Origin of the sequence: Turicibacter sp. H121 (genome assembly GCF_001543345.1) — a bacterium.
GTDB lineage: Bacteria > Bacillota_I > Bacilli_A > MOL361 > Turicibacteraceae > Turicibacter > Turicibacter bilis.
The window spans coordinates 146273-171404 of record NZ_CP013476.1; the positions used below are offsets into that span (position 1 = coordinate 146273).

General features: G+C 34.4%; 20 protein-coding genes and 3 tRNA genes. 3 read left to right on the forward strand and 20 right to left on the reverse strand.

Going from position 1 to position 25132, the window contains the following annotated elements:
* Positions 1 to 16 precede the first annotated feature (16 nt).
* The 12 genes from AT726_RS00650 to AT726_RS00705 form a co-directional block, all read right to left on the reverse strand.
* Positions 17 to 1924 carry a stage V sporulation protein D gene (locus tag AT726_RS00650; protein ID WP_055275001.1) on the reverse strand — a complete coding sequence of 636 codons (1908 nt, stop codon included), beginning with the start codon at positions 1922 to 1924 and terminating at the stop codon, positions 17 to 19.
* Positions 1925 to 2180: 256 nt separating this feature from the next.
* The gene (locus AT726_RS00655; RefSeq protein WP_082704853.1) at positions 2181 to 4388 is read right to left on the reverse strand and encodes a penicillin-binding protein; all 2208 of its coding nucleotides are present in this window, start codon (positions 4386 to 4388) and stop codon (positions 2181 to 2183) included.
* 61 nt (positions 4389 to 4449) lie between these two features.
* Positions 4450 to 4803, reverse strand: coding sequence for a hypothetical protein (locus tag AT726_RS00660; RefSeq protein ID WP_055243195.1), 354 nt, complete (start codon positions 4801 to 4803; stop codon positions 4450 to 4452).
* Positions 4804 to 4820: 17 nt separating this feature from the next.
* Positions 4821 to 5753: a 16S rRNA (cytosine(1402)-N(4))-methyltransferase RsmH gene (rsmH, locus tag AT726_RS00665; RefSeq protein ID WP_055243196.1), complete on the reverse strand. Its 933-nt coding sequence runs from the start codon at positions 5751 to 5753 to the stop codon at positions 4821 to 4823.
* A 352-nt stretch (positions 5754 to 6105) separates the two neighbouring features.
* Entirely contained in the window at positions 6106 to 6732 is a 627-nt protein-coding gene (gene yihA / locus AT726_RS00670) for a ribosome biogenesis GTP-binding protein YihA/YsxC (RefSeq protein WP_055274997.1), read from the reverse strand.
* Between the two features lie 12 nt (positions 6733 to 6744).
* Complete coding sequence (gene lon, locus AT726_RS00675; protein WP_055304641.1) at positions 6745 to 9069, reverse strand: endopeptidase La; 2325 nt, start codon at positions 9067 to 9069, stop codon at positions 6745 to 6747.
* Between the two features lie 217 nt (positions 9070 to 9286).
* Positions 9287 to 10513, reverse strand: coding sequence for an ATP-dependent Clp protease ATP-binding subunit ClpX (clpX, locus tag AT726_RS00680; RefSeq protein WP_055243199.1), 1227 nt, complete (start codon positions 10511 to 10513; stop codon positions 9287 to 9289).
* A 179-nt stretch (positions 10514 to 10692) separates the two neighbouring features.
* Complete coding sequence (gene tig / locus AT726_RS00685; RefSeq protein WP_068758807.1) at positions 10693 to 11976, reverse strand: trigger factor; 1284 nt, start codon at positions 11974 to 11976, stop codon at positions 10693 to 10695.
* An 81-nt stretch (positions 11977 to 12057) separates the two neighbouring features.
* Positions 12058 to 13029, reverse strand: coding sequence for a hypothetical protein (locus AT726_RS00690; RefSeq protein WP_068758808.1), 972 nt, complete (start codon positions 13027 to 13029; stop codon positions 12058 to 12060).
* Between the two features lie 136 nt (positions 13030 to 13165).
* Positions 13166 to 13242, reverse strand: a tRNA-Arg gene (locus AT726_RS00695).
* A 109-nt stretch (positions 13243 to 13351) separates the two neighbouring features.
* Positions 13352 to 13428: transfer RNA gene (locus AT726_RS00700), tRNA-Arg, on the reverse strand.
* Positions 13429 to 13901: 473 nt separating this feature from the next.
* Positions 13902 to 14291 carry a hypothetical protein gene (locus AT726_RS00705; protein ID WP_055243202.1) on the reverse strand — a complete coding sequence of 130 codons (390 nt, stop codon included), beginning with the start codon at positions 14289 to 14291 and terminating at the stop codon, positions 13902 to 13904.
* A gap of 324 nt (positions 14292 to 14615) precedes the next feature.
* Here AT726_RS00705 and AT726_RS00710 point away from each other — a divergent pair.
* Positions 14616 to 14702 (forward strand) — tRNA-Leu (locus tag AT726_RS00710).
* Between the two features lie 1341 nt (positions 14703 to 16043).
* On the opposite strand, the gene AT726_RS00715 is transcribed toward AT726_RS00710, so the two are convergent.
* The 4 genes from AT726_RS00715 to AT726_RS00730 all read right to left on the reverse strand — a co-directional run bounded on the left by AT726_RS00715 (position 16044) and on the right by AT726_RS00730 (position 18518).
* Positions 16044 to 16775: a hypothetical protein gene (locus AT726_RS00715; RefSeq protein ID WP_068758809.1), complete on the reverse strand. Its 732-nt coding sequence runs from the start codon at positions 16773 to 16775 to the stop codon at positions 16044 to 16046.
* Positions 16776 to 16864: 89 nt separating this feature from the next.
* Entirely contained in the window at positions 16865 to 17359 is a 495-nt protein-coding gene (locus AT726_RS00720) for a GNAT family N-acetyltransferase (protein WP_068758810.1), read from the reverse strand.
* Between the two features lie 72 nt (positions 17360 to 17431).
* Positions 17432 to 18277, reverse strand: coding sequence for a hypothetical protein (locus AT726_RS00725; protein ID WP_158508529.1), 846 nt, complete (start codon positions 18275 to 18277; stop codon positions 17432 to 17434).
* Positions 18216 to 18518: a hypothetical protein gene (locus AT726_RS00730; RefSeq protein ID WP_068758812.1), complete on the reverse strand. Its 303-nt coding sequence runs from the start codon at positions 18516 to 18518 to the stop codon at positions 18216 to 18218. Before AT726_RS00730 ends, AT726_RS00725 begins: the two co-directional genes overlap by 62 nt.
* Positions 18519 to 19140: 622 nt before the next feature.
* Between AT726_RS00730 and AT726_RS00740 the strand changes: the two genes are divergently transcribed.
* Positions 19141 to 19512 carry a helix-turn-helix domain-containing protein gene (locus AT726_RS00740; RefSeq protein ID WP_068758814.1) on the forward strand — a complete coding sequence of 124 codons (372 nt, stop codon included), beginning with the start codon at positions 19141 to 19143 and terminating at the stop codon, positions 19510 to 19512.
* 229 nt (positions 19513 to 19741) lie between these two features.
* Here AT726_RS00740 and AT726_RS00745 read toward each other — a convergent pair whose 3' ends face one another.
* The 3 genes from AT726_RS00745 to AT726_RS00755 form a co-directional block, all read right to left on the reverse strand.
* On the reverse strand, positions 19742 to 20305 hold the full coding sequence (locus tag AT726_RS00745) for a hypothetical protein (RefSeq protein WP_055241384.1): 564 nt from the start codon (positions 20303 to 20305) through the stop codon (positions 19742 to 19744).
* Between the two features lie 113 nt (positions 20306 to 20418).
* The gene (dcuC, locus tag AT726_RS00750; RefSeq protein WP_237297148.1) at positions 20419 to 21780 is read right to left on the reverse strand and encodes a C4-dicarboxylate transporter DcuC; all 1362 of its coding nucleotides are present in this window, start codon (positions 21778 to 21780) and stop codon (positions 20419 to 20421) included.
* A gap of 131 nt (positions 21781 to 21911) precedes the next feature.
* The gene (locus tag AT726_RS00755) at positions 21912 to 22292 is read right to left on the reverse strand and encodes a zinc ribbon domain-containing protein (protein WP_055241386.1); all 381 of its coding nucleotides are present in this window, start codon (positions 22290 to 22292) and stop codon (positions 21912 to 21914) included.
* Positions 22293 to 22446: 154 nt separating this feature from the next.
* Here AT726_RS00755 and AT726_RS00760 point away from each other — a divergent pair, with 154 nt between their 5' ends.
* Positions 22447 to 24636, forward strand: coding sequence for an ATP-dependent helicase (locus AT726_RS00760; RefSeq protein ID WP_068758815.1), 2190 nt, complete (start codon positions 22447 to 22449; stop codon positions 24634 to 24636).
* 36 nt (positions 24637 to 24672) lie between these two features.
* Here AT726_RS00760 and AT726_RS12930 read toward each other — a convergent pair whose 3' ends face one another.
* Entirely contained in the window at positions 24673 to 24825 is a 153-nt protein-coding gene (locus tag AT726_RS12930) for a hypothetical protein (protein WP_172676248.1), read from the reverse strand.
* Between the last annotated feature and the right edge of the window lie 307 nt (positions 24826 to 25132).

Genomic DNA, 25132 nt, shown 5'->3' on the forward strand with positions numbered 1-25132 from the left:
CTCTCCAATCTTTATATTAATTGCCTAAATATAATCTAACTGTTCCACCTTCAATGGTACGTGAAAAGGCTGCTGGTTGTTGAGAAATAACTTTTGTCCCTTCACCGTGATATTCAATATTATATAGATAAGAAGATTCAATCTCTTTCGGTTCCTTCCCAACAAAATCTGGAACCGTTACATATTTTGTATCTGTCCATAGATATTTTTTCTCAATTTGTTCTTCACGAGGTTCAACTCCGATATACGGTAGTGCCTCTGCTAAGATTGAGCGGGCAATTGGGGCGGCAACAACCCCACCATACTGAACCGTGTTTTTCGGGTTATCAATTGCTACATAAACAACTAACTGAGGATCATCCATGGGTGCAATTCCAACGAACGAAAGAATATACTCTCCGCTAATATATGCTCCATCTTTTGCTTTTTGGGCTGTCCCTGTTTTACCTCCTACACGGTACCCATCAATATACGCACCCTTCCCACTTCCTTGTGCACCAACCATTTCTAAGGCATAACGCATCGTTTCCGATGTTTCCTCAGAGATGACACGACGTTTGATGCTTGGCTCGCGTTCGTATAATACTTCATTCGTATAGGGATGCAACATTCGCTTCACAATATAAGGTTGCATTAAATTTCCACCATTTACAGCGGCACTCACTGCTGTTACTAATTGAATCGGTGTAACTGAGTTTCCTTGTCCGAATGATGAAGTCGCTAGCTCAACATTTCCAATGTTGTCTGGATTAAAGATAATTCCTTGAGATTCTCCTAACATATCGACACCCGTTTTTTCATTAAATCCATAAGCTCGAATGTACTCAAATAATTTCTCTTTCCCTAAACGTTGCCCAAGTTCAATAAATCCCGGGTTACATGAGTTCATAATGACTTCTAACATCGATTGATCACCGTGTCCACCAGCTTTCCAGTCACGAATACGTACTCCATCAACAATGGCATAACCAGGATCGAAAAAGCGATCTTCAAGCTTCATGACTCCTTCTTCTAACGCAGCAGAAAAAGTTACAATTTTGAAGGTTGAACCTGGCTCATACGTTGACCAAATTGGTAAATTTCGGTTGAAAATTTCTTGATCATAATCTTGATAGTTTTCAGGGTCATAGGTTGGCCGTGACGCCATTGCTAAAATTTCACCTGTATTTGGGTCCATAATTATACCTATCATTTGATCAGGATCATATTTAGCAACTGCATTATCAAACTCTCGCTCCAAGATTTCTTGTAAATGTAAGTCAATCGTCAGCTCAATATCCAATCCTCGCGAAGCGGGAGCATAATCATCTGAAAATTGTGGTAAAGAGTTCCCCTTGGCATCAGAAAAATATTTCCATACCCCGTTTTCTCCCATTAAGTAATCATTATACACATACTCAAGACCAGTAATTCCTTGGTTATCGATTCCTGTAAATCCAATTGTTTGAGCTAATAAATTTCCATATGGATAGCTTCGTTTCACATCATTCACCAGATATACCCCATCCAAATTAGCCTCTTGAATAGCTTGAACTTGCTCAAGTGAAAGTTTACGTCCTTCAGGCTGTATTCTTTCAATGGAAACACCATGTGTGACATGCCTTTTCGCTTCTTCTACGCTTACTTCTAACACTTCAGCTAAGACTTCAGACGTTCTATCAACATCTGTGACTTGCTTTGGGATGACAATCACAGATGGTGCCACCTCATTTTCAACAATTGCATCATGATTTCGATCATAAATAATACCACGTTGTCCTTCAATCGGTAAATTTCGTGACCATAACGATTCGGCTCGGTCAACCAATGTCCCTGAATTAAAAATTTGCAAATACGCAAGTCGAATAAAAAGTGCTATAAAATAAATTAAAATGATTGAGAGCAATACGACTAATCGTCGTTGTATAACTCCTGACTGTTTCATCTCTTATCCCCCTTATTGAATTGAATTAAGATTCGTTTATTACCTCTTCTACATCCATAGTAAATATATGAGTGCACGCTTGAGTAAATACATAATCCTTCACTTCAAATCCCTTTTATTCAAATTTATTACACTTATTTACTCTTTATGAAAACTATTTTTACTTCATGTGATGAATCTAGACTCATCTACTGCTCTCTATGTAAACAAAAAAAAGACCTAATTGCTCCGATATAGCAATTAGGTCTTTTTTTATTTATTGAGAACCTTCATCTTTGGATTCAGTTGTTAAATCTTCAGGTTGTATCTGAACTTCTTGCAAGTTAAGTTTTTCATTAATTTGAGTTAAATCTTTCGTTAACGTCAGCGTTATTCCAATTGGATTTGTCAACAACTGTCCTTGTTGAATAGATTGTTCCAACACATATCCTTCTCCCATGTACTCGACCTGTAATCCTGTTAACATCGCAAACTGAACCACTTCATCTTTCGTCCACCCAGTAAAATTAGGTAAGGCATATGTTTTTGAGGTTTGAATAAACACCTTGCTTCCAACACTAACAGAAGACATTGCTTTTGGAGATTGAGCAAATATTTGCGTTCCATCCCCAATAATAATTGGTGTTAATCCTGCCTCTTCAATTTTTAGAACGGCTTCCTCGATTGATTCATTAATAATCTGTGGAACTTCTGTATTTTGATAAACATCAGCAATATCCACGACTGGTGTTTTTTCAGCTCCTAAATAGACTAACGAATTTTGCATAACAAAGCGATAAATTTGTCCTAATTGATCATGTTCACCTGTTTCAGGTCGTTTCATTGCAACATACATCACCAATTCCGGATCTTCAGCTGGAGCAAATCCGATATAACTATACAGATACTCATTGGCTAAGTAACCATTGGCTCCATCTGCAATCTGAGCTGTTCCAGTCTTCCCACCACTTGTAAAACCATTTAAACTATACGCAAGTCGCCCAGAACCGGTTTTATTTGAAGTAACACCAACCATTAACTGCTTTACCTGTTCAGCCGTTTGAGCGGTAATTGGTGTTTCTCCCAGTTCTGCTTTAAATTCATAAATCATTTCCTCAGTATTTGAATCATAGACTTGTGAAATCAATTGAGGTTTAATAATTTGCCCACCATTTAAAATAGCTGAAATAGCTTGAATATGCTGAATGGGAGTCGTTAAAATCCCTTGTCCAAATCCAGCCGTCATTTTTTGTGTTAAATCCCAATCTGTTGGCAATGTTCCAGCACTTTCTGATGGAAGTGGTAATCCTACCTGACTTCCAAATCCAAACGCTTCTAAATATTCAATATATTTATCCGGACTAATCCAATTCGTTAACATATCAATAATCGCAGTATTTGAGGAACGATAAAATCCTTCATCATACGTGATTGTTCCCCAAGTTGTATTATAGTCTCGAATCGTTGATCCATTAACTAAGCGAGATCCTGACTCATAAAACTGACTCCCTGAATACTTTCCTTCATTAATCGCTGCTGCATAAGTATAAATTTTCATCGTCGATCCCGGTTCAAATGGTTCAGAGACAACTGGATTATTATAATTCTCAATATCTCTAATGTTAGGATCAAAACTCGAACGACTTCCCATCGCCAAAATTTCACCCGTTTTTGGATTAGCCACAACAGCTACTAAACTTTCAGGATTAGCTTGTTCCCAAACTTGATTCATCGCTTCCTCTAAAAAGGTCTGAATCGTTGAATCAAGTGTCAAATAAAAATCATAACCATGTTTTACTGGTTGAATCACATATTCTTTTTTATTGGGCTGTAAATAACCTTTTTTATCTTTAATATATTGGATAACTCCATCTTTTCCAGCTAAATATTCATCTAAATAAAGTTCTAATCCCATTTCACCCTTTAAGACATTTGTTTCTTCATTTAGCTTCGTATAACCTAGCGTATGCGAAGCGAAAATACCATTTGGATAAAATCGCTTAGTATTTTGTCGGAATCCAATTCCACTTAATCCTAATTGATCAATTTTTTCTTTTTCTAAATAGGTTAACTGTCGCCCTGCTGTCCCAAACTCTACTTGATAAGCATCTTTCGATAAAATTTCAACAATTTCTTCTTTTGACAAATCAATAACTGTACTTAATTTCTCTGCTGTCTCATCAATATCCTCAACCACGTCACCATACTCTTCGTATAAATTGGCGTATAAGGTATATGAAGTTAATTGTTCTGCTAAAGCATTTCCATCACGATCATATAAAGTGCCACGTCTTCCTGTTACAACTTCCTCGACTAAATATTTTTCAAGAGCAAATTCATATAAATCCGTCCCTCTTGTTTGTCCCGTTACCGCAATTTTAACAAAACAACCAGCTACATATAAAAATAGCACTCCAAAAAAAGCTGTCGTTATGAACAGTGTCCATCTCCCCAAGTTATTTAATTGTTGTTTCTTTCGTTTCACCTACATCAACCTCACAACTCATTCTCTTTCTTGATGTTAAAAATACGGAGAGTAACCGAAGTTACTCTCCAATCGTAATCGTATTCTCATAAGTTGAAAGACCATTTTCTTTCGCAATTTCCATCGCACGTGAATAGGTCGATAATTCTGAAATTTTTGAATATAACTCTTCATTTACGACCACTTGTTGGTCAATTTCAAGTTTCTTTCTCTCTACCTGATAATGAAGCTCATTAATTTGAGCATCTAAATACAGTTGTCCAATTAAAAGAAGAAATACTCCTACGACTGTCATCCCTACTAATCCTTGTAGTGAGTATAATCCTTTTTTCTTCGCTTTTCGTTTTTGAGTTGGTTTAACCGTTCTTCTTTGAAGCGGCTGTTGCTGTTCAACCTGTCTTTTTAATGGACTCATCTATTTTCCCCCTTATCCTATTTTAACTTCATTGCTACCCTTAATTTAGCAGAATGCGAGCGATTATTCTCTGCTAATTCCCCTTCGTCAGCAACGATCGGCTTACGTGTAATGACCTTAAATTCTGGCTGGAATTCCTCAGGAATAATTGGTAATCCACGTGGAATATCTTTCGCTTCACTTCTCTTTTTGAACATATGTTTACAAATTCGATCTTCTAATGAATGGAAAGTGATAACCGCAACACGCCCATTAATCGCAAGCATATCCATGGCATCCTTTAGAGCATATTCGAATACTTTTAGTTCATCATTGACTGCAATACGTAATGCTTGGAAGGTACGTTTAGCAGGATGTCCACCTTTTCGACGCGCAGGTGCAGGAATCGCAGATTTAATGATTTCAACCAATTCAAATGTCGTTTCAATTGGCTGCTTTTCACGATAGCGCTCAATAGCACGTGCAATCTGTTTTGAAAACTTCTCATCACTATAAACACGGAAAATAAATTCTAAATCTTTATATTCCCACTCATTAACAATTTCATAAGCTGATAATTCGGCTTCTTGATCCATACGCATATCTAATTTTGCATCATGGTTATAACTAAATCCACGCTCTGGTGTATCAAATTGTGGAGATGAAACACCTAAATCAAAAATAATTCCATCAATTTTTTCAACTCCTCGTGCATTTAACTCGTCCTTCAAATGAACAAAATTACTTTTAATAATCGTGAAATTATTTCCAATCGCTTGTAGACGTTTCGTTGCATTTTCAATAGCAAATGTATCTTGATCAAATGAATACAAATGCCCAGTCGTTAGTCGTTTTAAAATCTCGCTACTGTGGCCTCCTCCACCTAATGTGCAATCAACGTAAATTCCATCTTCTTTGATGTCTAAATTTTCAATTGATTCATGAAGTAATACTGAGTAGTGATTAAACATGGTTGAAACCTCCTATAAATCAACTCTTATATCAGTGATATATCAAGTTCTGTTTCTTTAATTTATCGATTATAACTAAATGACCTATCTACGATGAATAGGTAACATTCTTTCGTATCATCAGCAAAAAGTGTGTTTATCATGCATCCTCAACAAATATCTATTAATCTAATAATAAAACTATAAATGATGGCTTATATATCCACTTTTCACCACTAATTATACATTATCTCCATTGCATTTGAAATAAATTTGAAATGATTTATACAAAAAAATTCTAATGTTCCATCTTCTTTCATATAATGATCATTTAACTTTAAAAAAAGCTCCCCAAAAATTGGGAAGCTTTTTTCTATTCCTCTTCAAGCGCCATTTCAGCTAGTACTTCATGATATTGTTTGATTAAATCTTCAAAAATCTCTAATACTTCTTCACGTCCTTCATGTGTTTCAGAAGAATAAGCAACAAACACATCATTTTCATCAAAATCAAGGGTTTCCTTAATTAATTTTTCTTGTTTTTTATGTTGGCTGCGATTAACTTTATCTTTTTTTGTTCCAATCACTAAAGTTGGAATCTCATAGTATTTATATAAACTATACATCGCAATATCTTCTTGAGTCGGTTTATGACGGTAATCTACTAGCAAAACACCTAAGATTAGCTCATCACGTTCGACTAGATACTCTTCAATCATACGTCCAAATGACTCTTTTAATGAACGATTAACTTTTGCATATCCATAACCAGGAACATCAACTAAATACATCATATCATTAATGTTATAGAAATTTAATGTCTGAGTTTTCCCTGGACGACTTGATACACGCGCTAATTGTTTGCGATTTGTTAATGAGTTAATGAAAGAGGACTTTCCTACATTCGAACGCCCTGCGAAAATCATCTCTGGTAATCCGTCCGTTGGATAGTGTTCCGCACGAACACAACTTTTTACATATTCTGCTTTATTAATTTGCATATAATCAACACCTTATCGTAATGCCTGCTGTAATACTTCATCAATTGTTGAAACTGGGATAAATGTGATATCTTCTTTCACACTTTGTGGGATATCATCTAGATCTTTTTCGTTATCTTTTGGCATAATAACAACTTTTAATCCCGCACGATGAGCCGAAATTGATTTTTCTTTTAATCCACCAATTGGTAACACGCGGCCACGTAATGTTACTTCACCTGTCATCCCAACTTCACGCTTAACAGATTTTTTCGCTAATGCTGAGACAAGAGCTGTTGTCATCGTTACCCCAGCAGATGGGCCATCTTTTGGAGTTGCTCCTTCTGGAACATGGATATGAATATCATGATCTTTAAACATTAATGGATCAATTCCGAAACGTTCTGCATTCGCACGAACATAACTAATCGCTGTTTGTGCAGATTCTTTCATCACATCTCCCAATTTACCTGTTAAAACCATTTTCCCAGTTCCTTTATAATACGTCACTTCGACTGGTAAAATATCACCACCAAATTGTGTATAAGCTAATCCAGTTACCACTCCAATTTGGTCTTCTTGTTCCACTAATCCATGAGTAAACTTATGTTTACCAAGTAATGAAACAAGCACTTCTGAGTTGACATGAACAGTTTCTAACTTTTCAGTCAATAATTTTCTAGCTACTTTACGACAAATTGATCCAACTAATCGTTCAAGCTGTCGAACTCCCGCTTCACGTGTGTAATATTGAATCATTTCCATAACAACACCATCAGCTACTGTTAATTGCTCAGTTGTTAATCCATGTGCCTCTAATTGACGTGGAATTAAATAACGCGTTGCAATTTCAGCTTTCTCTTGCTCTGTATAACTATCTACATGAATGATATCCATACGATCGCGAAGTGGTGCTGGAATATTTTCTAAATAGTTAGCTGTTGCAACAAATAAAACTTGTGATAAATCATACTCTTCTTCTAAGTAATGATCACTGAAATGACTGTTTTGTTCAGGGTCTAAAACTTCTAACATCGCAGAAGCTGGATCGCCTTTATGATCACTTGCCATTTTATCGATTTCATCTAATAAGAAAACCGGATTTGTTGTTCCAGCTTTTTTCATCGCTTGAATCATACGCCCTGGTAATGCGCCTAGATAAGTACGACGATGGCCTCGAATCTCAGATTCATCTTTGACACCACCTAGGGAAACTTTCACAAACTTACGTCCTAAAGCATCAGCAATTGAACGCGCTAATGATGTCTTTCCTACACCTGGAGGACCAACTAAACATAAAATTGTTGATGGATTTTTCCCTGTCATTGTTTTAACCGCTAAATACTCTAAAATACGTTCTTTTACTTTTTCTAAACCGAAATGTTGATCATTTAATGTTTGTTCAGCAAATAAAATATCTTTATTATCTTCTGTTTGTACGTTCCATGGTATTGCTACTAACCATTCTAAATAAGTACGTACAACCCCTGCCTCACTTGAATTAGCCGGTAACATCTCAAAACGCTTAATTTCTTCGAGTGCCTTCTGTTTCACTGCTTCCGGCATTTGTAACGACTGCACTTTCTCTCGGAACTCTTGGCTCACCGATTCTTTCGAATAGTCATCACCTAGTTCCTTTTGAATAGCTTTCATTTTTTCACGTAAATAAAACTCTTTTTGATGTTCATCAAGCGAACGCTTAACCTCTTGATTAATCTTCATTTCTAATTGTGCAATATGCTTTTCTTTTTCAATTTCTTTTAAAAGAGCCGTTAAACGTTCCTCAACTGAAGTCATTTGTAAATACTTCATTTTATCTTCTTCAGAAATTCTTAAATAAAAAGCGATAATATCTGAAATCTTTTCTGCTGTTTCTGCCCCATCAATTAACGCTGTGACATCAGCTGGATGTGCAAATAATAAACTTCCATGTTCAGATACTTCCTCCATTAATAAACGAAGCATCGCCTCTTCTTGATCAGAATCCATTAAAACGGATGGCATGGTTTTAACCACTGCTTCAAAGTACGGTTCAAGCTGCGTATACTCTTCAACTTCAATACGAGCAATCGAATTAAACTTAACTTTATAATGCCCATTTGGAAGTTTAATTTTCATTGTAATTTTAGCAATCGTCCCGTATTGGAATAAATCATCACTTTGAGGCGTTTCTACATTTGGATCCACTTGAGAAACTAATACCACATAATTTCCATTAGCTTCACATGCTTCTAATGCCTCAATCGATTGTGGACGACCGATTTCTAAGCGAACTTCTGTATTTGGTAATGAGATGACGCCGCGAACTGGTAAAACAGGCAACGTATGCATCTCGACACTGTTTACATCTATTCTCATTTCCACTCACCTCACTAGTACTTTTAACACCACATATTTTGGTCGATAACAGGAATTTCATGTTGACATTCACTGTTGTACGGTTAATTTTCGATCAACAACTTCAAGTTATATCATAAGCGGACACTTCAGATGATATAGAAAAGGAAGCTATTCGCTTCCTTACTCTATCTTCTATTATAGCACAAAAAACTTTAAAAATATTAGTAAATACTAATTATGCTACATCATTTTTAAAAACTAATGTTGGTTTTTCATTATGCACAATCACATCACGTGTGATAATACATTTTTCAATATTATCTGTTGATGGGATTTCAAACATAACATCTGTCATGATTGACTCAATGATAGAACGTAATCCACGAGCTCCGGTTTTACGTTCAACTGCTTTTTCAGCAATAGCTGAAATCGCTCCTTCATCAAACTCTAATACAACATTATCCATTTGGAAGATTTTTTTATATTGTTTCGTCAATGCATTTTTTGGTTCTGTTAAAATACGTACTAAATCCTCTACCTCTAATGGGTTTAATGCTCCAATAATCGGGAAACGTCCAATAAACTCTGGAATTAATCCAAACTTTAAAAGATCATCCGGTTGGATATGACTGTAGATTTCTTTTTTACTCATGTTATTAGCTTTTGAATCCGCTCCAAATCCAATGACTTTCTTACCGATACGACGTTTAACCACTTCTTCAATTCCAGCAAAAGCTCCACCAGCCATGAATAAGATGTTTGTTGTATCAATTTGAATGAACTCTTGATTTGGATGCTTACGTCCACCTTGTGGTGGAACATTGGCAACAACACCCTCTAAAATTTTTAATAAGGCTTGTTGAACCCCTTCACCCGAAACATCACGAGTAATTGACGGATTATCTGAGCGACGAGCAATCTTATCAATTTCATCAATGTAGATAATTCCACGTTGAGCTTTTTCAACATTAAAATCAGCAGCTTGTAACAAGCGAAGTAAAATGTTTTCAACATCTTCTCCAACATATCCCGCTTCTGTTAATGATGTTGCATCGGCAATCGCAAATGGGACATCTAACACTTTGGCTAAAGTTTGTGCTAATAACGTTTTTCCACTACCTGTTGATCCTAGTAATAAGATATTACTTTTTGAAATTTCAACATCGTCGTTAGCTTCACTATTTGAAGTTAGGCGCTTATAGTGATTATATACCGCTACAGCTAATACTTTTTTAACATCCTCTTGACCAATGACATACTCATTTAATAGTTCATAAATTTCTTTTGGTTTTGGTAAAGTTTTAAATTCTTCACTTAACTCATCAGACTGTTCATTTTCAATAATTTCCGAACACATTTGGATACATTCATCACAAATATACACCCCAGGTCCAGCAATTATTTTATTGACTTCATCATGACTTTTCCCACAAAATGAGCAGGTAATATCAATATTATTCATCCTTTACACCTCCATACAGTGACAAATCTCATTATTGAGTAACTACTATCAATATATTCAGCTACCCTCCAAATTATTAATGTCCATTTTAGACATTTTTTGCAACCTCTTATATTGCACAAAATGAGGCACGAATGCTACGCGCCTCATTAAAAATAATGATCAAATAAATCAATTAATTATTTACGAACTGCTTTTTCAACGATGAAGTCAACAGCTTTTTGAACTTTTAAGTCTTCTTTTAACATTGCTAAGCTTGGTAATTGAGCTTTTAACTCTTCTAATTCACGTCCGTATGCTTGAGCAATTTCAGATAATTTTGCGATCACTTCTTCTTCAGTTACGTCGATGTTTTCAGCTTTAACGATTGCTTCTAATGTTAAGTTGTAGCTTAAACGTTTTTCTGCTTCAGGGCGTAATTGAGCTTTGAATTTATCCATATCCATTCCTGTGAATTGGAAGTATAAATCTAAGTTAAATCCTTGCATTTGGAAACGTTGGTCAGCTTCACGAACCATTTGAGCAACTTCTCCCTCGATCATTTCAGCTGGGATTTCGAATTTAGCATTTTCAGTTGCTTTTTCAACTACTGTATCGATGACATGGTTACGAGCAGCAGTTTCTTTTTGAGCTTTGATTGATTTTTCTAAATCTGCTTTTAAGTCAGCAACTGTTTCGATTCCTTCACGATCTAAATCTTTAACAAATTCATCGTCTAATTGTGGTAATTCGCGAGTTTTTACTTCGTGTAATGTTACTTTGAATACTGCTTCAGCTCCTGCTAAATCAGCTGAATGATATTGTTCTGGGAAAGTTACTGTGATTTCTTTCGTTTCTCCAACATTCATTCCTACTAATTGCTCTTCGAATCCTGGAATGAATGAGTTAGATCCGATTACTAATGGATGGTTTTCACCTTTTCCACCTTCGAATGCTACACCATCTTTAAATCCTTCGTAATCGATAACTGCAGTATCACCATTTTCAACTGCACCTTCTTTTACTACGATTTCAGCATGGTTTTGTAATAATTTTTCTAATTCAGCTTCTACATCTGCTTCTGTTACTTCAGTTGATAATTCTTCAACTTCGATTCCAGTATATTGTCCTAATTCTACCTCTGGTTTAACAACAACTGTTGCTTCAGCAACTAATTCTTGTCCTTTTCCAATTTGTTTGATATCCCAAGATGGTGCTGCAACTGGAGCAATGTTTGTTTCAGCAACTGCATCCATGTATGCTTTTGGTAATAATGCATCTAATGCATCTTCGTATAATGCTTCAACACCAAATTTTTGTTCAAACATTGGACGAGGCATTTTTCCTTTACGGAATCCTGGTGCTTGTAAATTTTTTGATACTTTTTTAAATGCAGCATCTAATGCTTTATCGAATGATTCTGCTGAAAGAGTGATTGTTAATTTTACTTTATTAGTTTCTACTGTTTCAACTTTAACTGACATGTCTAATAACCTCCATCTATTAACGTTGCGTTTACATCTTTGTAACAACTTTTAAATTATAACATAGGCTTTTCCTAATTTCTACATTAATGATGATAAACTTAGGATATACTGACTCATTTTGTATGTGATGTCAGTCATTGTATTTAATTTATCATCAAGCCCCTTTTGCTGCCTAACTAACTCCAGTTCAATCCCTAAGAGCATACGAGCTAATTCTTGGACGACTTCCCCTGGATTAACTTCATCTACAAACGGAAAGAGACACTGGTAAAAGAAGATTAGATGTTGTTTGAGTAATTGCCTTGTGTCCTCATCCACCTCAATTTCAAAGAGAAGGTGAATGGCCTGATTGAGTTGCTCATAAAATTCATCTAAACTATCTGCAGTTGTTTTAAGTTGTCTACTCATCATTTCACTATCAAAATTCACTTCACATTCAATTCCCTTTTGTACTAATAATTCAAATAACATGGTTTTGATAATAGGCTGAGAACAATTATTTAAAATAGACTCAAATTCCTCTTGAAATAACGTTAATTGAATCGGGTCAATTGCCTGCAAATCAGATAACACCATCAATCGGGTCTCAAAGCTAGATTCATTTTTTAACACTTGAATTTTTTTATCAATCGTTTCATACCAATAACTTTCATAGTATGTTTTTAATTGATAAACCAATTCAATGAGGTTCTTATTCGTTAAAACGTTTAACCCTAACTCTCGACCATATTCTAACTGCTTGGTCTCTACTACATCACCTGGAAGTTGAAACATCGTGACTAATATATCATGGGCCGCTACAATTAAGTCTAAACAATTTGCCGCTTTTATTTCTAAAATAAGTGCCTCACACATTTCAAATTCGCCTTTTAACATATAGGCCGTAATCAATTGCTTTTTCACTTCGAACTCAATCTTTTGATCTTTAACAACTTCTAAAAAATCTTCTAATAAACAAATTGCTTGGTCAATATAACCCTTTTCCATTAATTTAGTTGCTTGATCGATCTTTTCTTCATAATTTGTCGGGAAGTCATAAATCATTGCCATCTTTTCACCTCATGCGTTTATCTTGTAAACAACCCTTGTTTAATATTCACTTGAGTTTAGTTTTTTTCCGTTTCATCTTCCTTTTTAAACAACAAAAAAAGAACTACAATTATGTAGTTCATTATCTTCTATCAAATGGCATCCCGGGAGGGATTCGAACCCCCGACCGACGGCTTAGAAGGCCGTTGCTCTATCCAGCTGAGCTACCGAGACATTTTTTATTCAAAAACATTAAACAAACGACCAACATCGGACGTTAATATACACCTAACGCTTAGACATTAAAAAAACTACACCGTTGTAGTCATTTAGTTCAATTAAGTGGCATCCCGGGAGGGATTCGAACCCCCGACCGACGGCTTAGAAGGCCGTTGCTCTATCCAGCTGAGCTACCGAGACATTTTTTGTTTTGTTTTCCACATTGATTATTTTAAACCATTTACTGACGTTTGTAAACAATTTTTTTACTCATTTATTCATGAATTTTTTTCCAATTAAAAGAGTTAGATAAATGATCAAAAGGTTTATCTAACCCTATCCCTTATTAAATGAAAATATTCTTTTATTAGTCAACTCTGCCTCAATAGCTGTTTATCGATGAATTAAAATAAAGTCTAATTCTGATAATGACTTTAACTAGTTTGAAAAAGAGGGGAATTTTAGAAATCCCCCCCTCTTTTTAATTTAGATATATTAGAGAATTATATAATTATGAAAACAGAAGTGTATTTCATCCCTGGATATCAGTCTTAGTTGCTAAATTGTTTTAATACTAAAACTGACGATAGTCCAACTAAAAGTTTTCCAATATAAAAAACTTATCTGACTTATATTTATTTTCCTTTGATATTGACAAACTCATCTATACTAACTTAACCTAATGGGAATTCTTTATGATCTAGCACTTGGCTAGGAACATGAACACACTGAATATCATAAGGCCCATATTGTATCACTTCTAGTTTTTTAACCCATACCCAACGGTCATAAGGAAATAATTTAATAACTTCAGCATATTCATGATAAAAATCATCTAAATAAGCTTGACACTCTGCTTCTGTATGAAACGGCATTTCAATTTGAATAAACGAACGTTTATATTCCTCTACTTTTTGTTCAACAAATGAAGCTAATAAGAAACCACTTAATGCTAACTCACGTTGACCCCAAGCTGAAATCTTACATTCAACCTCTTGTAGTGATTGATTAAAAACATCTTCACTCATCATTTGATTCACTGTAGGTTTCCAATATACGTTCATAATTGATCCCTCTAAATGGTTTCATTAGACGCCTTTTCTTTTCTGCTAATCTCACTCATTCATCGGATCACCACACTGATTTTTTTATTATCTGTTGTTAATGAGATTACCCCTCAAAAAAGAAAGCGTTTTATATTTATAATATACGCATCTTTTTTAAAAAAATGAGTATTATTTGTTGATTTTTTGTATTTTTTCTATTTTTTTCTAATTAAAATTTACATTAGGAATTCATTCACAATGATATACTACCGTTCACAATTGGAATTTTTTCGAAAAAACACTTGCAACTGCTATAAGATATGATATAATAAATTTGTAAATGCCAGTGTGGCGGAATTGGTAGACGCAGTGGACTCAAAATCCACCGAAGCTTACTTCATGCCGGTTCGAGTCCGGCCATTGGTACCAAACCGAACAATAAACACCGATTAAGGTGTTTTTTTTATTTTTGATGACATAAACACAGACAACTCTTCTTTATTTTCATATGGTATATTGAGGATACCAAATCACTCATACATCCTAAAAACATTCCTAATTCAGTCTAATATCCAACTTTCCTACAACACTTTAACAAAATCTATTTACTTAATCACTTCCGGTATCCTCAGTCGATTAAGGACAGTAGACACAATCAAACAATTGATTAAATTTTTCTAAACATAAACATTCATACATTACCTATCATTCTCCTATATCCTTACTAAATTTTTATTTAAACTTCTATCTTTTAAACACTTTTAATCCATTGTTATAGCCATTATACTTCATACATTATTTATTTCTTTACCTTTTACTAACAAATAATCCTTTTATCACTTTATAAAACTACCAACATCTCATACACCATCACACTATTTACTCCACCATACTGTCACTTAAGAAGAAGCTATCTCATCGATAGCTTCTTTTTTATGGAAATATTTCGCATAAATACATCTACATGCTACAATTAACACAGTATGGTGTAGGAGGGCTTTCTATGATGTATCTAAAAAATACAGGCTATTACTATTACTTAGCTTCATTTGTTAATTTCATCTAATGCTTGAAACACAAGCACAAACCCATGTAACACTTAAGGCTCATTTACGTATTTTTAGCGAAGAAATGTTTAGTGAGCGTCATATTCAAATTTAAACTTTTGCTCGAGAAGCATGCCCTTATGGTGAGTTATTTAACTATTGAAGCCCCTCAAGTAAGCCCATATCTCTTAGCAAGAAAACAATGTGATTACATGGGGCTGTTCCTGCAACCATTAGAAATGAAACTTATCTCACCTTAGGTTAGAATGACCAATCACCTGACTTTTATTTTGACTTAATCCAACGAATTCAATGTAAAAAAGCCATCAACCCAAACTTAAATCATTACCTCTATGTCATTAATAAAATATCCTCCCCTGATGCTAATCTTCAATTTTTCCAATTGGCTAACTTATCAAATCTATTTCCATTATTCATTGGAATGCTAATTTTAGCTTTACTAACGGATTCCTTATCCTATCAACCTACTAATGATGAAAAAAACATCATTCTTAGTTAAGATGATGTTTTTTTCATGACTTAATGTTTCATATCTAAAAAAATAATTCACATAAAATTAAATAAGTAATACACATTTCAAAAATAGCTCCAAATACAAAGGCTTCAATTGTCATCTATATCACTCCCATATAAAATACAGTTTCTGACCTTTAGTATTTGATTTTTTTTAACTTTTAATCATGATTTTTAGTTAAATCGCCTATTATTGTGAAATTAGCGTACGATAGACATAATATTTTCCTTCATCAAACCCTATGTATGATTGAACATAACCTAACGTATCATTATGTGAACGGCCTAATATTCGTTGGGTTAAAATCAGATCATGACCTTGAGAGTAATGTTTACTATTGATTGGATTTGAATCACTGACAGGAGCGACAACCCCTAATAATGGATTTTTTAAATTCCCTTGCGTATCGTAAATCGCCTCTAAATAATCTGAACTCCGTCTTGATAAATCTAAAATAGTTGTCTCATTTGTATTCAAATTTTTAATTTCGACTTGATACTTAGGTAAGTAGGTGACTTGAAATTTAAGTTTTTCTTCTAATAATTTATTACTAAATCCAAGTTGTACTGCCTTACCTTGATTAAAGAAAATATAATAATCGACTTGACTTCCGGTTCCACCACTAAAAATATAGACCCCCACGTCTAACAAACCATCATGCGTAAAATCTACAAGATCTATCCCGCCCCCCATTCCTTTTGAAGTTGGAATTGTGTAAAACTTTTTTTCTCCAGTTGCTCCATTTTCAACAACCAATGCAATATCGCTATAAATTAAATTATCATCCTCTTTAGTTCCTAATAAATAAATTTGATCGACTTGTTCAGTTCCCGTTAACGGAACCGTTTCATGAGCAAGTTGAATCACCTCTTTTTTCATAAATCGGTAATCAGTTTGATAACCACTAATACCATATTCCATTGTATCGCCTCACTTTAACTGTCTACTTTACTATATGCGTTTAAATGTTAGGCGAAACTCAAAGATAGATTAAATTACAAAATTATCATCTACCCAATGATCTGACTTCGACGCTCAAAAAAGATAACATCTCGAAAAGTACCATCCTCGCTTTCTCCCATTTTCTCACGATAACCAATTTCTCGAAAACCACATCGTTGATGAAGTGCAATACTTGCTTTATTTTCCGGAAAAATTCCAGAAAATAAACTCCAAATCCCCGCTTCTTCAGATTGAGTAATCATTTCATTCATTAAGGTTCTTCCAATCCCTTGTCCTGTATAAGCTCCATCTAAATAAATACTAATCTCGGCAACTCCTCGAAAGCATCGCCTTGAACTCATTAAACTCAAGACGATAAATCCACAGACCTCCCCTTGTTCATCAACTGCTACTAATCGCGGATGCTGAAGATGTCCTTGATCAAAACTATCCCAGGTTGGTACTTCTGTCTCAAATGTACATTGTTTAGAATCAATTCCCTGTTGATAGATGTTAGCAACCTTCTCATAATCAATTGCATCCATTGGGCGGATACTTATCATATTTACCTCTCCCCCTTTTAATTAATATGGATAATTAAACCACAATTTGTTAAAACTTACAATGGCAAGGAGTTATGAGTCATGTAAAATGATAAAGGGTTCTTTGCGGTCTAAGTGCGAGAATTGAAATCCTTCAGAAAAAGTTAGCACTTCCTCATTGAAGCTCATAAATTCAAGATCAGGATGGGCTAGCGCCCACCTTTCTAATTCATGAAATAATTTTGTTTGCAGTTGATGTATTCGTTGAGATGGAACTTCTAAATATCTGTGTTTAAACTGCTGTATCTTTTGAATTGTCAAAGAATTAGGACTGACAAAAAATGCAAGTAACTCCTTTGAACATCGGCTTAAGGTAGACGATAAGTGCACCTTATCAACTAAATTCAGCTCATTGTAAAACCCTCTTAAATATTCAACATAACGCATTGAAATCACAAAAGAAAAAATACGTTGAAGCTGATCATCATTCAAAGTTGTTTTTGAAGTTGCTTTTGTTGAGAGTTGTTTAAAAAAACATTGAAGCTCTTGTTCTTTGATAAAATTTAACTTTTGCGATACCGGGCTTAATTGTAAACAAAGCTGTTGTTCATCATAAACATAATACCCTTCAACCATTAAATTTATCTCATAAAGCTTCAGTAATTCTTTTAAAAGTGAAATCTTTGACTCTAAAACAGGAATTGGATTTTTGATTGTTTTCTCGATAGATGAGGTTGGAGATAGGAACTTTAAACACCAATCCTCTACCTTTCCACTCAATACTCCCTGACCTTTCAATTTTTGAATTAGATAGATGCCTTGTTCATTAAACAATAAATGATCCATCCTGATCCCTAAACAACTTAGACGACTAACCTTATATAAACTTGCTGGTAATAACGTATAAAATAGATACTGCTTCTGAATAGGTTTTATCACCTTCCCCCATTGAAGATGATTTCAAATACCTGTTATAAAAAGAAGTCGTCATGACCGCTAAAAGGAGAAATAACCCCATCACAAATACCCCTTCCCTCCACCAAACATAACTATAATTAAGAACAGCCTCCTGTTTATCAAGGAAAAGAGATAACCAAGTCGTCATCTCTCTTAAATAACGAGACGGAATCATGGGATAATCAATATAGATGTTTAACATTAAAGAGAAGATGACTTTCATGATAGTGCCCCCTAAATAATGATTCTATTACTATTCCCATTAAATGTATTTACTATTCATATCTTTTTTCTATTAGCCGTGTTAGACAACTTTGTTGATAGATTGTAAAAATTTCCATATTATACTAAAATAAATTGAGATAATTAAAAGGGGGCGATTATATGGGGGAATTAATACGCAAAAACTTATGTTGGATTGTACTTCTTTTAGACATCATTTTTCACAAAGGTATGCTATTCCTACTTCAAAGGCCAAGTGTTTTTTTATTACAATGGGGGAATCTCATATTTAAAGAGTTTGTTTTATCAGTTCTGTTAAGAATAATAGAAGCGATAATAATTGGATACACCTTAATTGGATGTACTGAACCGTCCAGTAATGAGGATTATAGGGTGATTAGAATAGTAAGTTACTTCATATTAAGTATTATTTTATCAATCTGTTTAATTGGAATACTAGCACATTTTGAATTGATTAAATCATGCTAGGAATTGATGAATTCTTTAGAGTGTATATCTAATTTTTATTTCATATAGTTTTTAATGAAAATATCAACAATTTAGTCTAATAGGGCTTAATATATCATAATGTTAATAAAGGGTAAAACAATGGGGTGATGCAGATGAAAAACAATAAAGGACTAACCATTTCAATTATTATTCTTGCATGTACAATCGTGATTGGCTCGTCCATTATGGCTACGAAGGTATCAACTGCGATTAATATGACTTCAATCGATTCAAAAGAAAAAAGTCCAGTGTTAGGGATAAATGAAGCAGCAGATTATCTTCATTTATCAGAAGAACAAGTCATTAGAATGATTAATATTGAAAAAACAGATTTAGAAGAAGATGGGATTTTTTCAGGAATGATGCTCCCATATTTTACAGTTGATGGTCAATACTATTTTTGTAAAGCAGAATTAGATAATTGGTTAAAAGAAGTGGCCAATGAGCATACAGAATATAATACGGCTGAAGGATGGAGGAAGTAAAAGATAACGTTCTAAGGTTCATTCAAGTCATTTAGGAATAAGGAATTATTCTTAAATGACTTTTTTTAATTGCATTAAACAATCATATTGATAATAAACAACCTCATATCAAAAGTTATTTCTAACCGAATTAGATTATAAAGGCTAAAAACAACATTTTTATCTAACAGTACTTGTCTATTTAATAAAAAAGAGTTAGTAGAACCACTTTTCTACTAACTCTTTCACGTTATTGACCTTTGACCATTCGTTCAAATGTTGTTTGATCACTATAGTCAATGTCATCAATTTCCCACTCATATAAAAAGGCCAACAGCGAATAATCTGTTTCTTTAATCATATTAAAACGAATATATTGTTGATCCATCGTTTTAATAATAATGGATGCTTTATTAAAGGTTTGTTCACCAATAGCTAATTTAATTTTCATACGATGATATTGATTTGTTTTAGCACAACAGTCTTCATAATAGAAAAATTTATAATTAGAGCTTTCTATAAAACGTTCAGATAAATATAACTTATTACGCGCATCATACTCCTCATCTTCACCTTGATCAATAGGATGACGCATAATAAGATTGACATGATAAGCGACAATCTCAAGTGGTGTCGGATGACAAAATGTTACATAATTTAGCAACGATAATACTAACGCCATCGCAACTAGAACCATCCAATAACACCAAACTTGATTAAATAGGATAGGCCCAACCATCACATAACGCAATAAGAACGCTAAAGCAACTAATAAATTATAAACAAATAAAAAGGTTCGATTGACTCTAAGCATCGGATTCCCCCCCTCTATCTTGTACAGCCTTCATTCGTTTCTTTACTGCATTATATGAAAACGGGTGAAATATGTAACTGATTGTCCTTAATTACTAAGCATTTCACGGTGTACTAAAATAAGAGATACGGTAGGATAATTGATAATAGCATTCCAATAAGTACAGGTACAATAGTACGTTTAATTAATCCAACAGGCGAGACATTCATCATGGATGAAATAATAATAACAGTTGGCGATACAGGTGAAATACTTTTTACTAAATGAGAGACAAACTGCATCGGAATAGCAAGTAACATCGCATTCATCCCAGCAGACGCTGCAAAGCTCGGCATTAATTCTACGCATGCATAAAAGAGGGCCAATCCACTTCCGCTTAATAATCCGACACAAAGAGCCAATCCACAGAAGAATAACGTTAAAATTAATCCTGCTCCACTCAGCTGATTAATACTATTAGTTAACAAATCAATAACACCAATAATTTTTAATCCTTCCACAAACGTTAATGCTGCTACGACTTGAATCACAACTGTCGTTAACCCTACTCCCATTCCATCAAAGAAAACTTGAATCGATTGAACTCCTTTTTGCACTGATTTCAACCGAACCATCTCACAGAAGATACTAAAGAGGAACGAACAGAGCGTAACTTCAACCATCCCGACATTATCTTTCTTTAAAAAGACATTAAAAATAACCATTAATAATAGAGGTAACATGGGTAAGATTGAATATAGACGTGGAGTATTGAACGTGCTTCTTTCCTCTTGATTCACTAACATCTCCTGATTAATTTCTAACGCTACCTCTTTTTTATCCATATAACGTTGCCAGACATAATGAACAATCGCTAAAACTAAAATAATTGGAATAGAGGCTTTCGCATGATAATTAAAAACATAATCTGTCACTGTCATTTCTAAAGCTTGAGAAGCTAATAAATTATCGGCTCCTAATGGGGTGGGAGCAATCGTTGCTGACATCGCAATAACGGCTGCTACCCCAAGCGGCGAAATCCCAGCTGAGACTAAAATTGGATAAGCCGTGGCCATTAATAAAACAGATAAACTTGAGGCACTTGGAATAATTAATCCGAGTACATTTCCAATCAGATAAAATAAAGGTAATAATAACGCCTTATATTTTAAATGTAATAAGGGTCGACTCAACACCTGAACCGTCATTTGATTCGCTCCAATTTGTTTCATAAACGCTGTATATCCAAACAGAAGCATCAAAATAAAACTAGCTCCTGTTAACTGTTTCGTAAATAATGTTCCAATGACTTTAAAGATATCAAAAAAAGCAATGCCACTACTACTTTCCTCAGGTAAAAGAGGTACTTTAAGTAAAATAGCACTTCCCATCAAGGCAATCCCGCTTCCAAACATCACCCATTTAATATCGAAATTCTTTTTAATGAAGTACCCTGCGACGATCAATATAATCAACGTGATACTAATAATCACCATCTAATCTCCTCCTCTGATTATTTTTTCTCCATAAGCAACCCTCATTATACTTGATTTCGACAAATCGTTCCACCTCTATCCATCTAAAAAAACCCTTCTTAAGATTTATTTCTCTTTAGAAGGGCTTTTATTTATAAATGCCAATCAATTTGATCTGATTGAGGCGCACGACACTGAGGGCAATATTTTGCATTTTCATCCAATTCCGCCCCACAATTTTCACACGCTCGAATTTGTTTGACTTGATTGATTTGCATTTGTATTTTTCTAATTTTTGACTTTTGAAGAGAGACTTGATGAAAGAGTTCTTGAACAGTATCTGAATGTGTGATATCACTCACCTTATTTACATATATATACTCTCCAAGTTGCTCAAACAACTCATTTAACTCTAACTTTGCCGCATTCAACGACATCGTTAGCTTCCCAATTTCCAACCACTTATTTGTATGCTTAATTCCTGTTTCTGCTGTTTTACTAACTGTTTTCTGAAAATCATTCCAAAAAGCCATATCCTCACCTTCTTTCCTACTTTATCATATTATAAGAACAATTCACTGGGACCTCTTTTTGAGTGATTAAATTTCTTTACGCCGTGATTAGTCAAATCTTGAAACTTCTTGTATAATGAAAGAAGTTTAACACTTTTAAAAGGAGGCGCGTCTTATGGCCGATGAACTTACATCTTATTTATACGATCATTTTAAAATGACCTTAACCCCCTCTCAAAAAGACGCCGTGGAAGCTTTACATGGTCCAATCTGTGTGATTAGTTGTCCAGGTAGCGGAAAAACGACTGTCACAGTGATTCGCTTAGCAAATCTAATGGTTAAAGGAGGCGTTTCCCCTCAACAAATTTTGGCTCTAACCTTTTCAAAAGCCTCTGCGAAAGACATGAATGACCGATTTAAATCTCTATTTCCATCATTAGCAAATCACGTCAAATTCGCAACCATTCATAGTTTTGCTTTTCATATCATCCGACATTTTGAACAGATTAGTGGGACACGATATGAATTTATTGATACCCCTAATCAAATGACACATAGTAAACGACAACTGCTTGCTTCTATTTATCTTGAGAAATCCGAGCGCTATTTAAGTGATGACGAGTATGAGACGATAACAGGGCAAATTAGTTTATTAAAAAACTTAATGATTGAGCCCCATCAGACAAAGGAGATTAAAAAGTACGTCGAAAATGAAGTGGAGTTATTTATTCAGGTTTATAAAGCTTATGAACAAAAAAAAGAAGCTAACTTTTTCCTTGATTATGACGATTTATTGACAACCGCTTATCAAATTTTAATTCATCAGGATGAGCTTCGTACCTTTTATCAACAACGCTATACGCACATTCAAATTGATGAAGCACAAGATACATCTAAAATTCAATACGAACTCATTAAATTAGTGGCGACTCCTAGAAACAACCTCTTTTTAGTCGGCGATGATGATCAAAGTATTTATGCCTTCCGTGGGGCTTACCCTAAGCAATTACTTGACTTTAAACAAACCTTCAAAGACGCACAAATTATTTATTTAACGGAAAATTTTCGTTCAAGCCAAAATATTGTTGAGATGTCATCAACCTTTATTAGTCACAATCATGATCGTTATCCAAAAGAAATTAAAACTCCCAATCCCCCTTCTTCTGTGCCGGTTCTTCATCATTTTCAAACTGAAAAAGAACAATTTACGTATTTAATGGAACAATTAAAAGCAATCGATGATTTAAATGAGGTCGCCATTTTATATCGTCAAAATGTTTCAGCGATTTCGTTGATTGAAGTGCTTGAGCGTCACCAACTTCCATTTAAACTCCAAGAGGGGAAACTTACCTTCTTTACTCATCCGATTGTCAAAGATGTCGTCGCTTTCTTTCATCTCACACTAAATCCAAGAGATGCTGAAGCCTTTAAACGTATCGCTAAAATTCTATATTTGTCTGCTTCTGTCATTCAACAAACCTTAGCTCAAAGCGAAAGTCCTTATTTAGATTATTTGACACGTCAGGTCGCTTTCAAAACCGCCTTTCAGCGTGATAAAATCAGACAATTCAAATTAAATCTTCCAAAACTTAAAGACCTTCCTCCTAAACGAGGCATTCACTTTATCTTAGATACGCTCGATTATGAAAGCTATTTAACGAAACGAGGATTTATTAAAGACGAGAAAGAACGAATTTATACCCAAGGTCTTGCCGTCATTGAAACATTAAAAAGTATTGCCTCAGAAACTGGTGACATTCATGAGTTTTTAAATCGCTTGTCCCATCTGTATCAGCTGAGTCATCAAAGTTCTCATCAAATGATGCCTGCTATTAACCTATTAACCTTTCATGCATCTAAAGGTTTAGAATTTAATACCGTCTTCTTAGTCGATTGTATGGATGGAATTACCCCCTCATCAAGTGCCTTGAATCAGCATCTCTTACACGAGGAAGAAGAATTTGAAGAAGAACGCCGTCTCTTTTATGTCGCCATGACACGTGCTCGCCATCAGCTTCAAATTCTGAGCGTTGCCAATAAGCACAACATGCTTTTTAACCGTTCCGTTTTTGTAAAAGATGTTCATCAAATTCTTTATCCAAAGTCAGCAACTGAATCATTACCACAGCCTAAACGAACGGCTAGTGGACGCTCGATTTCAGAACTGAAATCCATGAACCTAACCACCTCTGTTGATTTAAAAGCTTATCAAATTGGAGTCTTGATTCATCATCAACGATTCGGTGATGGAACCATTATTGATTTAGACGGTGAAACAGCAACTATTCAATTTGAGCATGAACAAAAGCGAATCAGTTTAAGAATTACGGTTGAAAACGGGAATGTCTCGTTAAAATCATCATAAAAAAATGTCTATCCGATTATCGGATAGACATTTTTTTTAAACACGTCCAGCTTTAACATGCCCATGTTTTGCTTTTCCTTGAATCTCAGGAACAGGGGGCATATCATTTTTAGGATGTTTATTTTTTTTGTTGCTCTCTGTTCCATGTGGCTCACTTGGATCAGGACGTCGCATTCCTTTTTTAGCCATAATTATCACCTTTCTTTCGACAATATTATGAGCATTTCCCCATCTATCATACGTTATTTTAAACAGTGAAGTTTTACCTTTTATTTTTGTTTGCAATCCTGTTATATGTTATATATTTATATAAGGCTAAAAGGTTTTAACATAATTTCAACGGGAATCTTAACATAGAAAATAGTTTAATATCAGTTATTTTTAGATTTTTTGTTATAGATTACATATAGAAAAAATATGAATTATATTTCGCCATATATATTTACACTTTTTTCCGGTTTTTAAATTCTATTTAAATTATGATAAACATAGCAAA